The sequence below is a fragment of the Paenibacillus sp. FSL M7-0896 genome, from assembly GCF_037975415.1.
Lineage (GTDB): Bacteria > Bacillota > Bacilli > Paenibacillales > Paenibacillaceae > Paenibacillus_AQ > Paenibacillus_AQ silagei.
Genome location: NZ_CP150250.1, coordinates 540378 through 553832, shown reverse-complemented (window position 1 = coordinate 553832; position 13455 = coordinate 540378). Strand labels below are relative to the sequence as shown.

The 13455-nt window shown below is 53.7% G+C and carries 12 protein-coding genes; 6 read left to right on the top strand and 6 right to left on the bottom strand.

Going from position 1 to position 13455, the window contains the following annotated elements; genetic code table 11:
• Positions 1-62: 62 nt before the first annotated feature.
• Together MKY12_RS02300 and MKY12_RS02295 are read right to left on the bottom strand one after the other, a co-directional pair.
• Positions 63-1817, bottom strand: coding sequence for an ABC transporter ATP-binding protein (locus MKY12_RS02300; RefSeq protein WP_339312772.1), 1755 nt, complete (start codon positions 1815-1817; stop codon positions 63-65).
• A complete protein-coding gene (locus MKY12_RS02295; protein ID WP_339312771.1) occupies positions 1814-3547 on the bottom strand; it encodes an ABC transporter ATP-binding protein in 1734 nt (577 codons plus the stop codon). Before MKY12_RS02295 ends, MKY12_RS02300 begins: the two co-directional genes overlap by 4 nt.
• Positions 3548-3717: 170 nt before the next feature.
• Here MKY12_RS02295 and MKY12_RS02290 point away from each other — a divergent pair, with 170 nt between their 5' ends.
• Together MKY12_RS02290 and MKY12_RS02285 are read left to right on the top strand one after the other, a co-directional pair.
• Entirely contained in the window at positions 3718-3921 is a 204-nt protein-coding gene (locus MKY12_RS02290; RefSeq protein ID WP_036730779.1) for a helix-turn-helix transcriptional regulator, read from the top strand.
• The gene (locus MKY12_RS02285; protein WP_339312769.1) at positions 3921-4352 is read left to right on the top strand and encodes a hypothetical protein; all 432 of its coding nucleotides are present in this window, start codon (positions 3921-3923) and stop codon (positions 4350-4352) included. Before MKY12_RS02290 ends, MKY12_RS02285 begins: the two co-directional genes overlap by 1 nt.
• Positions 4353-4383: 31 nt before the next feature.
• Here the strand turns inward: MKY12_RS02285 and MKY12_RS02280 are convergent, their stop codons facing one another.
• The 4 genes from MKY12_RS02280 to MKY12_RS02265 all read right to left on the bottom strand — a co-directional run bounded on the left by MKY12_RS02280 (position 4384) and on the right by MKY12_RS02265 (position 10067).
• Complete coding sequence (locus tag MKY12_RS02280; protein ID WP_339312767.1) at positions 4384-6108, bottom strand: helix-turn-helix domain-containing protein; 1725 nt, start codon at positions 6106-6108, stop codon at positions 4384-4386.
• Between the two features lie 51 nt (positions 6109-6159).
• Positions 6160-6927, bottom strand: a complete 768-nt coding sequence (locus tag MKY12_RS02275) for a (2Fe-2S)-binding protein (protein WP_339312766.1) — start codon at positions 6925-6927, stop codon at positions 6160-6162.
• A 1-nt stretch (position 6928) separates the two neighbouring features.
• Positions 6929-7996 (bottom strand): iron-siderophore ABC transporter substrate-binding protein, encoded by a 1068-nt coding sequence (locus MKY12_RS02270; RefSeq protein ID WP_209875348.1) that lies wholly within the window; start codon positions 7994-7996, stop codon positions 6929-6931.
• Positions 7997-8909: 913 nt separating this feature from the next.
• Positions 8910-10067, bottom strand: coding sequence for a 5-methyltetrahydropteroyltriglutamate--homocysteine methyltransferase (locus MKY12_RS02265; protein WP_339312764.1), 1158 nt, complete (start codon positions 10065-10067; stop codon positions 8910-8912).
• 223 nt (positions 10068-10290) lie between these two features.
• On the opposite strand from MKY12_RS02265, the gene MKY12_RS02260 reads away from it, so the two are divergent.
• From MKY12_RS02260 to MKY12_RS02245, 4 genes are all read left to right on the top strand, one after another.
• The gene (locus MKY12_RS02260; RefSeq protein ID WP_339312762.1) at positions 10291-10869 is read left to right on the top strand and encodes a hypothetical protein; all 579 of its coding nucleotides are present in this window, start codon (positions 10291-10293) and stop codon (positions 10867-10869) included.
• Between the two features lie 75 nt (positions 10870-10944).
• Positions 10945-11649, top strand: a complete 705-nt coding sequence (locus MKY12_RS02255; RefSeq protein ID WP_036730789.1) for a response regulator transcription factor — start codon at positions 10945-10947, stop codon at positions 11647-11649.
• The gene (locus MKY12_RS02250) at positions 11649-12689 is read left to right on the top strand and encodes an ATP-binding protein (protein ID WP_339312761.1); all 1041 of its coding nucleotides are present in this window, start codon (positions 11649-11651) and stop codon (positions 12687-12689) included. The genes MKY12_RS02255 and MKY12_RS02250 overlap by 1 nt, the downstream gene beginning before the upstream one ends.
• A 44-nt stretch (positions 12690-12733) precedes the next feature.
• Positions 12734-13450: a cytochrome c biogenesis protein CcdA gene (locus tag MKY12_RS02245; protein WP_339312759.1), complete on the top strand. Its 717-nt coding sequence runs from the start codon at positions 12734-12736 to the stop codon at positions 13448-13450.
• Positions 13451-13455: the final 5 nt, after the last annotated feature.

Genomic DNA, 13455 nt, shown 5'->3' with positions numbered 1-13455 from the left:
TCTACAGTCTGTCACGGACATAGTTAATCTTAATTTTAATATATTACCGGGCGGAGACGCCGTCAATGAACAAGTTCTGTGGTATGGCTTAAGGCGGCGTATTGGCTGTGGAACAGCAGATCATAAGCTTCATTCCGGCCACGCAGGTTAGCATGGGTATCGCAGGCTGCCACCTTCCCGGCTTGCAGAACCAGCACCTTGTCACAGTCTTGAATTGTAGAAAGACGGTGCGCAATCGAGATCATGGTAGTTCCGGCAGACAGACGGTTCAGCTCATTCCTAATGCCGCTCTCATTCTCAGGGTCCAGGGCGCTTGTACTTTCATCGAAAATAATAATGTCCCGCTTCTGCAGCAGCGCCCGCGCAATCGACAGCCGCTGCTTCTGGCCCCCGGAGAGCTTCACCCCCTTCTCCCCGACAACCGTATCCAGCCCTTGCTCGAGCGATGCAATGAAGTCATAGATATTGGCGCTGCGGCAGCAGGCAATCAGCTCTGCTTCCGTTGCCCCGTCCCTCGCCAGCAGCAGGTTCTCCCGGATCGTCATATTGAACAGAACAGGCTCCTGCGCCACAATGCTTACCTTGGCCGCCACACTCCCGCTGTTCACCGCATGCAGATCCGTGCCGCCGATGCGGATGCTCCCGCCCTGGGGCTTCATCTGTCCCGTCAGCAGCTTGGCAAGGGTAGATTTGCCGCTGCCGCTCTGCCCTACGATGGCTAGATGTTCCCCCTTCCCCACCGAGAACGAAATCCCGTCCAGTGCGAAGGCCTTCGTCCCCTCATAGCGGAACTGCAAATTCTGAACCTCAATCTTTTGTCCGCTAATGCGTTTGTAAGGCCGCTGGTCCGCCTCTGCCTGCAAGAGTCCGATTACTTTACTGATATTCACCGAATCATTCTTGTAATTCATCAGGCCATTGCTGATCGTCTCGATGAACCCGAAGAACTGCCCGTAGAAGCTGATGAACACCAGCAGGACTCCGACCTCCGAGTAGCCCTTAATCACGAAGAGTCCGCCAATGAAATAGATGAACAGCTGGGTAATGAAGTTCTTGGTGAAGAACGAATACGTAACGCCCAGGTGCTGATAGAGCTGGCTGCGGAACCACACCGGACGAATAGCCGCATAATGCCCGTTCAATTCCTCTAGCTGGGCCTCCTCCAGGTTATTGGTCTTCATATCTTTCCAGTTCTGCAGACTCGCATGTAAAAAAGATTCGTATCTGTTCTGCAGCCTCCAGAGCTCCTCCCCCGCCTTCCTCGTCTTCTCGCCCAGGAGATTCACGGTCAGCAGGGAGACCGGAACGAAGACGAAGCTAAGGAGGGCGATCCGCCAGTCATAGCTTACAAGGATCACAGCCAGCGCAGCAGCATACAGGACAGCGTAGCTGAAATCTAACAGATGAACCGTGAAGAACCGCCCGGCTACGGCTGAATCCTGCTCGATCCGGCTTTTCAGATCACCAATGCTGTACCCGCTATACTCCTCATAATCCAGGCTGTGCACTCTATTCAGCAGTTTGCGCTTAAGCCTGAGGTCATACTTCAGAAGCAGCTGGTTGGAGTAGCGCTTGCTGACCGCAATCCCGGACGTCGTAAGCACGAATACTCCCAGATAACCCGCGACAACCGGCCATAGCCCACTCAGGTGCTTCTCCACCAGCACGCGGTTGACGAGCAGAGAGTACAGGAATAACGGAAGCAGTCCGCAGACCAGATTCCACAGCTTGAACAGCACGAGCGCCAGCAGCGGCTTACGGACACCTTCAATTCCCTGAGTCAGCGCCTTATAGGCGGCCCATCTTGTCATGGTCATACTGCTTCGCCTCCTGCACGCTGTTCGCTGAATAGATCTATATACGTTTTGTTGCTTCTGATCAGCACGTCGTGAGTATCGTAGCCTGTGACCCGGCCATCCTCCAGCACCGCAATCCGGTCACAGCCTCTAAGTGTGGACAGCCGATGGGCAATGATGATCAGCGTCCGGTCTTGCGCAAGCTCACCGGTCATCTGCCGGATCAGCGCCTCATTCTTGCTGTCGAGGGACGAAGTCGCTTCATCGAACACCAGAATTTTTGGGTTCTTGACCAGGATTCGTGCAATAGCCAGACGCTGCTTTTGGCCGCCCGATAATTCCTGCCCGGAAGTCCCCAGCACTGTGTCCAGCCCCTCCGGGAGATTCTGGACCAGCTCATGCAGCGCAGCTCTCTTAAGTGCTTCGAGTAACAGGCTGTCCCGATCACGGTTATTCGTAAAAGAGAGATTATACCGCAGCGTGTTATCGTACAGAACCGTCTCCTGATGAACCACGCCCACCTGACTCCGCAAGCTGTGCAGGTTATATTCGTTCACATTGCGGCCATCGATCAGCAGCTCGCCGCCGTCAACGGGATAGAGGCTACAGAGCAGGCTTCCTAGCGTTGTTTTCCCGGCTCCGCTCCTTCCGGCAATGCCCACGGTGCTCCCTCCCTCCACACGGAGATTGAACCCGTCCAGCACCCGCCTCTCTTCCGTATATCCGAAGCTGACATTACGAAATTCAATCGTCCCCTCCTTAATCAGTGTGGGCAGAAGCGCTTCTCTATAGTCCTCCTCCTGCTCATTCAGGAGCTGCGCAACACGCTGTAAGGACACCGACTGCCCCCAGGTATCGGTAATCTTGCCGCTCATCGAGCTGAAGTAAGTCACCGCCATATTGAAATAGCTGGCGGCAGCCACAAAAACACCAAGCTGCATCTGCCCCTTCACAATGAGCCGGGCGCATATGATGAACAGCAGCAGCTGTGCGGCAAGTGTGATGAATGCATTCACCCGCTCGGTGGATACCTCAATTCTTCCATTATCCACATTCTTGTGATGGATAGAGACTGTCCGCCTGAGAAAGGTACGGGTTACCAGCCTCCCGGCATTCAGCAGCTTGATCTCCCGCATATTGGCCACAATTTCAAATAAGTACGAGGACAGCCTGCCCTGCTCTGCCGCCAGATCCCGGTTGATCCGGAGCGCTCTCTGCTTGAAATATCTCGAGGCCATGAACACCACAGGAACCAGCACAACCGTGAACACGCCCAGTAGGACATGATAATAGAACATGAAGCCCACGGCGAACACAATATGCAGCAGATTGGAATACCCCCACAGTCCGCTCCAGAAGAGGAGATTCATAATGTCCTTGGCATCGCGGTTCATCCGGCTGATCAGGTCGCCGCTGTACATCCCGGAGAGATCCTTCCCCTTCTGATGCAGAATCTTGCGGAATAGCGCCCGCCGGATATCGAACACGAACCCCGTCATCAGCTGGGAGGAGATCAGATTATTAAGCGTTGCTACAATGAACTGATTGAACAGGAGAATGCCGGCATAGATCAGGCACAGCTTCAGGAAGGCCTTCAGATCCTGGTCATAAAAAGCGATATTAATCAGCCGTCCGCCCAGGAACGGATATATCAGATTCACCAGGGTCATTACCGTAGTTACCAGGAAACCGCATACAAATACCAGCTTGTGCATCCGTATGAACGTCATCACCCATCGTCTTGCAGTCACTGCCCCACCACCTTCCATATATTCACAGAGAGTATTGTAGCACGGACGTTCGCATATAGGGAGTGACCAACCTCTCCATTCATTCAATTATGGAAAGTTAACTTTACATTTAGATCGTCATGCGATACACTCTCCATGTAAAGTTAACTTTCCATGAAGAGAGTGATTCCATGAACAACCGTTTGGAAGAATTACGCAAGCAGCGCGGAATCAGGCAGGAGGAATTAGCAGCGGCGCTTGAGGTGTCCAGGCAGACGATTGGTTCACTGGAGAACGGCCGCTATAATCCGTCCATCCTGCTGGCGTTCAAGATTGCCCGTTATTTCGGGCTGAGCATTGAGGAGATTTTTATTTATGAGGAGGAAGAGAATTGATGAAGAAATCCGTCGCGGCTTATCTTCTGGTTATTGCAGGTGTAGTCCTGCTGGCAGGCAGTCTGTACTTCATTAGAACAGTTCAAGAGCCGGAGGGGGTGCTGCGGACACTGCCCTTTATCTGTATCGGACTGGGCTCCGGCCTGTTCGGCAGCGGGATGGGGGAACTCATCGGACAGCGCGCATTGAAGAATAGCCCCGCCATCGCCAAGCAGATGGAGATCAACAAGAACGATGAACGCAATATCGCCATTGCAACCCGGGCGAAGGCGAAGGCCTATGATATGATGGTTTTTGTATTCGGGGCTTTAATGCTCGCCTTTGCCTTGATGGAGGCTGACCTCACCGTGGTGCTGTTACTGGTATTCGCCTACCTGTTCACGATTGGATACGGCATCTATTACCGGTTCAAGTATGATCGGGAGATGTAATTGGCAGCGGTTCCGTCTGCCGCTAGTCCGCTCAAGCCAGTAACGCCTGGGCCACCTGATCCAGAATGCAGTTGATGCCTGTCGGTCCATAACAGCCGATCCAGGTAGCAGCATCTACCGGATATATAAGCTGCCGCTTGTCTGCACCTAGCATGCCCCTCACACTGTGCTCTGTCATCGATATTCCCTCCTGCATCCTCTCATTACTAAGCAAAAAGTAGTAGTTGGCATGCACGGCCGGCAGCCTGTCCACGGAAATATGGTAGGCTGTGTCGGAGGCGGGTTCCGCCACAAATCGCGGAGCAGGCAGACCAAGGTCGTGGTACAGCACAGCGCCTGTGCGGTGAGAAGCCGTATGAACCCGGACGATGGACTCCCGCGGACGGATCAGAGCCACACTCTTACCCGCGAGTACCGGAGCCAGCTCTGCGGACAGCAATGCCGTACGGCGCAGGTAATCGGCAATAATCCGTTCCGCCTCCGCCTGCTTGCCTGTCAGTTCGCCGAACAGCCTCAGAATCGTCTGCCAGCTCTCATTGCGCTTGAACATGATCGTTGGCGCCACTTGGCTTAAGCGTTCATAGTGCGGAGCATGCACCTCGGTGCAGATAATTAGATCCGGGCGCAGCCGTTCAACAGCCAGCAGGTCCGGGTACTCATAGGTTCCGAGCATTTCCGTTTGCAATAATCTCTCCCGGAAATAAGCGGGGAAATTCAGCGACCCGCTTCCGAAGCCTACGCTTCCTGCGGGGGACATCCCCAGGGCATGTAAATGGTCCGCATATTGGACATCGAGTACGGCGATCTGCTGCGGAGCAGCGGTGACACGATATTCGCCGCGCAGATGGTGGATCAACGGACCCTGTGGTGACCCGTGCGGGAAGGCCACGCTCTCTGACCGTCCCGAAGGAGCGGAGAGCACAGCGGGAGCTGAAGCGGCAGTGCGCCTGAAGAGCTGCGGGGGGACTCCATAATGCTTCTTGAACGCCCTGCTGAAATAATACATGTCGCGGTAGCCTGTCCGCTCAGCGATCTCGCCGATGGAAGCATCCGTATAACGCAGCATCCGCTCTGCGCTCTCCATCCGCAGCCGGATTACGTATTCCATCGGGCCGAGCCGCTTCTCCTGCTTGAACCGCCGCTGGAGCTGCCGCACGCCGCATCCGGCCAGCGCGGCCAGCTCTTTAAGCCCCAGCTCCTGACGATAGTGCCCCTCGATATAGGCAGCAACAACCTCCACCATATCGGGCTCTACCCCGCCCTGACCGCGTTCATGCTCCATAATAAGCTCGTAGAGCATACCTTGCAGCAGCGCATTGGCATGGAAGCGTTCCAGCCCTTCTCCCCGGCTCCATTTGGCGGCAATTCTCTCCGCCGCCATATGCAGCTCCGCCGGGGACCCGGAATGGTGAATGAACGAAGTGCGCAGCGGGTGATCGCGCTGCGGGAAGAGCACATGTGCTGCTCCCGCCATAGGAATGGCCTTGTAGCTAATAGCTGTATAATGAATGTTGTCTGATTCCGCACTCAGAGTGTAGGCTGATCCCTTGACGGCATGACAAGCAAAAGAGGCCTGGACATGGCAGCCTTCACCATTCATCACAAGCCCTCCCTGCCCGCCGATGGCCAGCAGCAGCTGACTTGCCGCCAGTCCCGTTTCGCTAAGCACACCGCCGGGCGGCACAGTACCGCTGCGCACATCAAGTGTCTTGACCGCTGTATCACTCCATAGACTTGCCTGTTCTTGTTGCGGCATTTCTCTCATCTCCTGACAACAGTATCCTTTGCTTAACGGATAGACCTGCTGTCATTTTAATTGAGATTCATTCTCATTGTCAATTTTCGGACACTTTCTGCAATATTCCCCGGACATCCGGTAGTAAAAGCAACAGGTAATGCGCTTGCTCTTCGCAACCGGACCCTCGTCATTCCCCTCGGTGAACCGGGTGAATGGATTGCGTCTTGCGCCGAACAATGCACCGGGAGCCGTCCGGGTCAGATACACAAAATCCTCTTGCATCCGCAGCCTTTCTTCGCCGGATGAGTCTGCTCCAAGCGCATACAGCGGGGCAATACGCACCATTATATTCTCCCACAGCACGGCCATGGAGACGGGGCCCACTGCGGCAATCGTCTGCAGCAGCGGCGCAAGCCGTGCCGCAAAATTCTCCTCAATAACAGCTTCACGCCACACTCCCCTATCCTCCGGTGGGGAGGCTGACTGAAGCCCGTCCAGTGCCAGGAAAGGGAATGTCGTCTCTTCTGTAGAAGACGGATGATAGAGGAAGCTTCTGTCCAGCGGGAAGAAGACTTCACGATTATGAACGGTCATGGCGGTCAGTATTGGCGCGATCCACAGATAGCCGATCCGCTTGGCCAGCATGGAAGCCGCAACCTGCAGGTCCGGCGCACCGATATAATCCTTAAGCCAGCTAACATACTCGCGGCACACCGCTTCATCCTGCAGCTCACGCAGAGCGATGGTGCGAACGCTGTCCGCAGGCGGCTCCCCCAGCCTCATCCGGTAATCCTCCGCCAGTTCCCTCCAGGGGGCCGACGACAGATAGTGGTCCATCTCAGTGAGCTCCAAGCAGCGCTTCCGAGGCCTGATCTACAATAATATTAATCGCAAGAGGACCATAGTACGCGATCCAGAGCGTTGAATTCACATCATAGGCACGGTTATTCTTGACTGCATCAAGGGATTTCCAGATCGGACTGCTGGCCAGAGCCTCTGCCTCTTTGGCGAACAGATCATCCGAGAGCAGGAAATAGTGATCTGCCCCGATATCAGAGACAGTCTCCATCGATATTTCAACTGAGGTATCATCCTTGATCGCCTGAACGAACGCTGGAGCCTTTAATCCCAGATCCTCATACAGAATGCTTCCTGTCCGGTGCTCGGGACCATGTACCCGAATTCCTTCCGGTCTTGGACGAATCAGCGCCACCGTCTCGTCGCCCAGCTTCGCCGACAGCTGCTCACGCAGCCCGGTGATTTTGTCCTCGTAGGCCTTCTTCACCACTTCAGCCTCTGCCTGCTTCCCTGTTATTGTACCGATGGTAGCCAGCGTATCCCGCCAATCCTCATAGAAGTCCAGGACGATGGTAGGCGCGATTTTGCTAACACTCTCATAGGCCTCCTCCTGAAAATCAGTCATCAAGATCAGATCCGGGTTCAGCGCCACAATTGCTTCCAGATTGGGCTCATCGCGTGTACCCAGGACCTTCACCCCGTCCATTTGAGCACTCAGATATTCCGGGAACTCGTCCTTGGTTCCGGCAACTACGCTGCCTGTCGGTTTCTCTCCAAGCGCGATCAGCTGATCGGCGAATTTCACGTCAAGCACAGCGATCACCTTCGGCTTCTCCGTAAGCGTATATTCGCCCTTGATATGTTTGAAGGTAACCGGGTAGGCTGCTGTAGCCTGTGCCTCCGGTGTTGCCTGCGTCTGTGCTTCAGGCGATGGAGACGGCTCCGCTGATGCAGACGGCTGTGCGGCTGTACCTGCATTCGTGCCTCCCCCAGAACCGCAAGCTGTAAGTACCAGTACCAGCGCCAGCATCCATACCATGAATAATCCTGATTGCCCAGCGGCGAATTTCTTCCTGCCGGCCCCTTGTTTCTGTGTTGCTCTGTTCACGCTGACTCCCCCTGTTATGTATTATGTGATAATGATTTTCATTATCATAATTGTTACAGCGAGTATAGCCGATCTGTAGCCTCTGTTTCCATGTACTTTTGCGACATTGCAGCCGGATAAATGCGACATGGTGTTTAAGCTATATAAATTGAACTAATGATTTTTTTGTTTTGGGATGGCCGTGACTCCAGAGAAGTTTTGGACTTCCGCACTGTTGTGTTTGAATTTCTTGATTAAAACTGCTACGCACGGTGGAAATCCAAACACAGCCTATGCTTACGATGCGAGCTTTCCTGCGGAAAGCTTTCAGGCGGACGCTACCGCTCCTACAGTTCCAAAATTCCCCTCCGCCACTTTTCCCTTAACTTAAATTTTCAAGTTTAATCTATATAGCAGGTGATATAGACGGAAACATTAGGAAATCACCCTACCGGGTGAAGGATGCTGATGCCTTCTCTCACCAGCCGCTTGTATAGAGAATTGCTGCACTTCTTGCAGGATTCCTCCTTACCTATTACTGGCTGAAGTACAATGTTGCATTATTTGCACAAATTTCGGTGTTTAGAGCAGATTAGCGCTGAATTTGTTGCATTTCTTGCAGGATTTCAGCATAGACCGCATCTATGGGGCAGTATTGTTGCACTTCCTGCAGGATTTCTCTATAAATGTTACTGGCTGTGGAGCATAGCAGCACCCAATGTATTCGGATTTCCGTATACATTGGGCAACTTACCTTCGTGGTAGCATATTGTGTTCGGTTTTTCATATACATTCCATCTGCTCCTCATTCAGATGTTTCAAAGACTACTTAGTTTCATAAACAGCAGCAAGCCCGCATCCTGTTGTCAGATGCGGGCTTGCTTTTATGAACAGTTGCTACCTATTTATGAACAGCTGCTACCTATTAATGAAGTTAAGCCCAGTATTGCTGGGCAATCTTTTGCCCCTGTCTGATCTTCGCCCATTGCTCCGCTTCCGTCAATTCGTTGCCGCCGTCGCAGGACGCGAAGCCGCATTGGTGGGAGAGCAGTAATCTCTCCTTCGGAATGATCGTGGACGCTTCATCCAGCATGCGGAGGACACGGGTCTCATCGTCAAGCGTACTGGTTTTGGAAGACAGCAAGCCAAGTACAATTTCCGTCTCCGGTCTATCCTTGAACACAGCAAGTGCCTCCAGCGAGCCAGCGCGTTCGTCGTCCCACTCCAGGAAGAAGCGGTCGTACTTCAGCTGCTTCAGGAACAGGTTGGCAATCTTCACATAAGAGCCGCCGCCCATATTCCGGGAATCATAATTACCGCGGCAGTTATGGGTCCACATGAGCAACCCCAGGCTATGTCCGTAATCAATAATGGTGTTGTTAATATCGATGAACTCTGTGGCGAGACTCTGTACTTCCTCATGGTTGATTGCCTCACCGGTAAATGGCGAATTCGGATTATCGTCCGCGAACAGCTCCCAGAGGCAGTCGTCGAATTGCAGAATCTTACCGCCAGCGGCTGCGAATTCCCCTACGAAATCCTTATACGCCGTCACCAGACCCGCCTTCAGCTCATCACGGTTCTGGTACACTGCACCCTCGCCGCCAAGGTTATCCGACCAGGACAGCTCTCCGAAGATATGAGACGGCGAAGGCACGCACAGCTTCGTCTCCCGGTCTCCGGCATGCTCCTGAAGCTGGCGGTACGCCTGAAGGAAGTGGTGATTCTTCCCGCCGAGTTCACCTGTGATGCGCAGACCGATGTCTTTTCGCGTCTCGTATTTGGAGGTGCCGTCAATGTCTCTGAAGAAATACCCGTGAGGCGCAATATAGCGCTGAATCCCCTGGAAGCCCCACACGAAGTCCAGATGCCACATCGACTTGGAGTACTCCCCATCCGTCAGAATTGTCAGCCCATTCTCGCTCGCTTGCTCGACTACCGACTGTATCGCCTTCGCTTCACACTGCTCATAGCCCTGGAAATCCTCGTAAAAAGGATACTGGATATCGTCCCGGTGTTCGATTTGCTGCTTATATTCTAATAGCTCCGCCGGACGTAGCAGGCTGCCTACGATCTGAAATCTATCACACATGATTAGCCCTCCTCTAGTTCCACTGTTCTGTCTTTGTGTATAAATTCTAGCATGGAGTACGATCAGAGACGTAACACTTATAACTGATATCTGGCTATAGGGAGAAGTTATACGCTCACTCTGCTGCCGTAATACAATCGTAAGGTTTCGCTTAGAGAATCGTAAGCTCTGCCGCTTATGCTGTTCCATGTAAACCACTAAAAAGATATGGAGCGTGATAAGCATGGTTAACAGCAAAGCAGGCAAACGGTTCATGCTGGCGGCAGTATTGGTACTCTCTCTGGCGGTGTCCGGCATCGCCGGCGCAGCGGCAGGCATCAAGACGATGAAAAAAGATGGCATGGAGCTGATGAACCTAAGACAGGCCGCCATGATGTACGGCTACAGCATTGAATGGAACAGCAAAGACCGCTCCGTATCGCTGATGTACATGGACAAGATGATGGATGACGACAAGATGATGGATGATGGCAAGATGATGGATGACGGCAAGATGATGGACGATGGCATGATGATGGACGACGGCAAGATGATGGACGACGGCAAGATGATGGATGATGACAAGATGATGGATGACGGCAAGATGATGGACGACGGCAAGATGATGGACGACGGCAAGATGATGGACAACAGCATGAAGCCGGCAGCCAAGATGATCAAGGTAATGATTGGGTCGAAAAAAATGATGGTCGACGGTAAAACGGTCAATCTGAGCATGGCTCCGGCTCTGTATGACGGCAGCACTTATGTGGCGGATACGGTAGTGACCATGTACATGAAGCCTGCCAAGGCCATGAAATAAGACGGGATGAGCGATGTCCTCACCCTGTGATATGATGGAATCAAATGGATTTTTCCGGATATGGGGTGGGTTAGGATGAATGAACGAGTGCTGGTCGCGGATGATGATCCGAATATTACCGATGTCTGCCGCAGGTATCTGGAACGGGAGGGGTATCTGGTCACCACCGCCAAGGACGGCTTGGAAGCGCTAGAGCTATGGCGCAGCCAGTCTCCAAGCCTGATTGTGCTTGATCTCATGATGCCGCATAAGAATGGCTGGGAAGTGTGCAGCGAGATCCGGCAGACCGAAGATCTCCCGATCATCATGCTGACGGCGCGCGGCGAGGAACAGGATCGTCTGATGGGACTGACGATGGGAGCGGATGATTATCTGACCAAGCCCTTCAGTCCAAGGGAGCTCGTACTGCGAGTGCAGGCGATTCTGCGCAGAATGAGATATGTCCAGGTATCGCCGGCTACCGCCGCTGAGCACACGATCAAGTACGAAGGACTGACTATCGATGTCGGGAAGCGTACCGTGGAGATCAGCGGGCAGGCGATTGAATTGACGGTGACCGAATTCGAAATGCTCTATCTGCTGGCGAGCCATCCGGGGCAGGTGTTCTCCCGGACGCAGATGCTGAGCAAGATCTGGGATTTCAGCTATGAAGGAGATACGACTACCGTTACGGTGCATATAAGGAGATTACGGGAGAAGATCGAACAGACCCCCTCTGACCCGAAATACATCAAGACGGTCTGGGGAATCGGCTATAAGTTTGCGGGTGATGGCATCTAATGAAACTGCGTACGTATTTATTGTTGTCCAGCTTCACAGGCATTGGCGTATTGCTCATCTGTTTATTTGTCAGCTATTCCAAAATGCTGCTGACCATCGATCAGCTATATTATCTGTCCGGCATCACAGCCGGGATCGGCCTGCTCTCCTTCATCCTGCAGCATCTGCTGACGCGGCCGGTGGAGAAGTCCATTGCCCGGATTACGGAGCAGACGGTACGGATTGCCGAGGGGGATTTCCACACCGAAGTCCCCACGATCGGCCCGCACGAGTTCAAGCTGTTAGCCCGGCAATTCAATGAGATGAGCAGTAAGTTAAAAGAGAGCTTCGACCATCTCCACCAGTCCGAGTCTGCCCGGCGGGAGCTGATTGCGAATGTCTCCCACGATCTGCGGACCCCTCTTGCCTCCATTCAGTCGTTCGTGGAGGCGCTGGAGGATGATGTGATCAAGGACGAAGAGACCTTCCAGCGGTATCTGAATACGATCCGGCTGGAGACGAAGCGGCTGGCGGGGCTGATCCAGGACCTCTTTGAGCTATCCAGTCTGGAGGCGAGCGGCGGAACCTTCGACCCGCAGCCCTGCCATGCAGATGAGCTGCTGATCAGCACGCTGGAGAGCTTCTCCTTCCATCTGGCGGAGAAGCGGCTGAAGGTCGAGATTGAGCTGCCGGATAAGCTGCCCGCGGCCCTGATGATGCCCACGCAGATCAAGCGGGTACTGTCCAATCTTGTGCAGAATGCCATTCAACATTCTCCTGAAGAAGGCCATATCGTCCTGTCCGCCGCCGAGGAAGGCCCGTTCCTGCGGATCGCCGTAAGCGATGAGGGGCAGGGAATTGAAGCGGCGGAGACCGCACGGATCTTCGAACGGTTCTACCGGATAGATAAATCGCGCAGTAAGAATAGCGGAGGCGCCGGACTGGGTCTTGCCATCGCACAATCCATTGTGGAGCTGCATGGCGGCAAGATTGGTGTAGAGAGCAATAAGGGTTCAGGAAGCTGCTTCTGGTTCACGGTTCCCATCTACACCAGCCGGTAAGCCTTAGCGTTAGAGAAGCAGTACTCATATAGGTGGTGACAGAGATGGCTGGTGATTTTGTATTCCTGTTCGGCGTTTTCGGCGCAGGGGTATTATCGTTTTTTGCACCCTGTATTCTGCCGCTGCTTCCGGTCTATGTCTCGTATCTGTCCGGAAGCCTGGCGGGCAATGTGAATCAGGGCGGGGTGGACACAGGCTCCTTGCGGTTCCGTTCGGTATTCATGCTGCGGACCCTAATCTTCGTGCTTGGACTGTCTGTGGTCTTCATCACCCTGGGCTTCGGCTCCGGTATTCTTGGCAATGTCATTTCAAGCTCCAGGTTCATTGCCGTCTGCGGAGCGATTGTCATCTTATTCGGAATCTACCAGACCGGACTGATCAAGATCTCCTGGCTGGAACGGGAAAAAAAGCTGTCCAGTCCCCGCGCTGCACGCGGCGGCTATATCGGGGCCTTCCTGCTCGGCCTGACGTTCAGCTTCGGGTGGACGCCGTGCATCGGCCCGGTACTCGCGGGCATTCTCAGTATCGCTGCCGGGGAAGGCTCCCCTGCTTACGGAGGATTCCTCATGCTGCTGTATACGCTGGGTCTGGCGATTCCTTTTCTCGTACTATCCGTCTTCTCGGACTATCTGGTGCAGCGGATTCGCCGCTTGTACCGGTTCATGGGAGGGATCAAGATCGCCTCCGGCTGTATGCTGATCGCCATGGGGCTACTGCTAATGACAGACCAGCTGAATACGATTGTGAGCTGGATTCAATAACCGGT

Coding starts and splice junctions, on each gene's coding strand:
- MKY12_RS02260 (WP_339312762.1), top strand. CDS start 10,291: ATGGTTAACAGCAAAGCAGGCAAACGGTTCATGCTGGCGGCAGTATTG.
- MKY12_RS02290 (WP_036730779.1), top strand. CDS start 3,718: ATGAACAACCGTTTGGAAGAATTACGCAAGCAGCGCGGAATCAGGCAG.
- MKY12_RS02280 (WP_339312767.1), bottom strand. CDS start 6,108: ATGCCGCAACAAGAACAGGCAAGTCTATGGAGTGATACAGCGGTCAAG.
- MKY12_RS02255 (WP_036730789.1), top strand. CDS start 10,945: ATGAATGAACGAGTGCTGGTCGCGGATGATGATCCGAATATTACCGAT.
- MKY12_RS02275 (WP_339312766.1), bottom strand. CDS start 6,927: ATGGACCACTATCTGTCGTCGGCCCCCTGGAGGGAACTGGCGGAGGAT.
- MKY12_RS02265 (WP_339312764.1), bottom strand. CDS start 10,067: ATGTGTGATAGATTTCAGATCGTAGGCAGCCTGCTACGTCCGGCGGAG.
- MKY12_RS02245 (WP_339312759.1), top strand. CDS start 12,734: ATGGCTGGTGATTTTGTATTCCTGTTCGGCGTTTTCGGCGCAGGGGTA.
- MKY12_RS02300 (WP_339312772.1), bottom strand. CDS start 1,817: ATGACCATGACAAGATGGGCCGCCTATAAGGCGCTGACTCAGGGAATT.
- MKY12_RS02285 (WP_339312769.1), top strand. CDS start 3,921: ATGAAGAAATCCGTCGCGGCTTATCTTCTGGTTATTGCAGGTGTAGTC.
- MKY12_RS02250 (WP_339312761.1), top strand. CDS start 11,649: ATGAAACTGCGTACGTATTTATTGTTGTCCAGCTTCACAGGCATTGGC.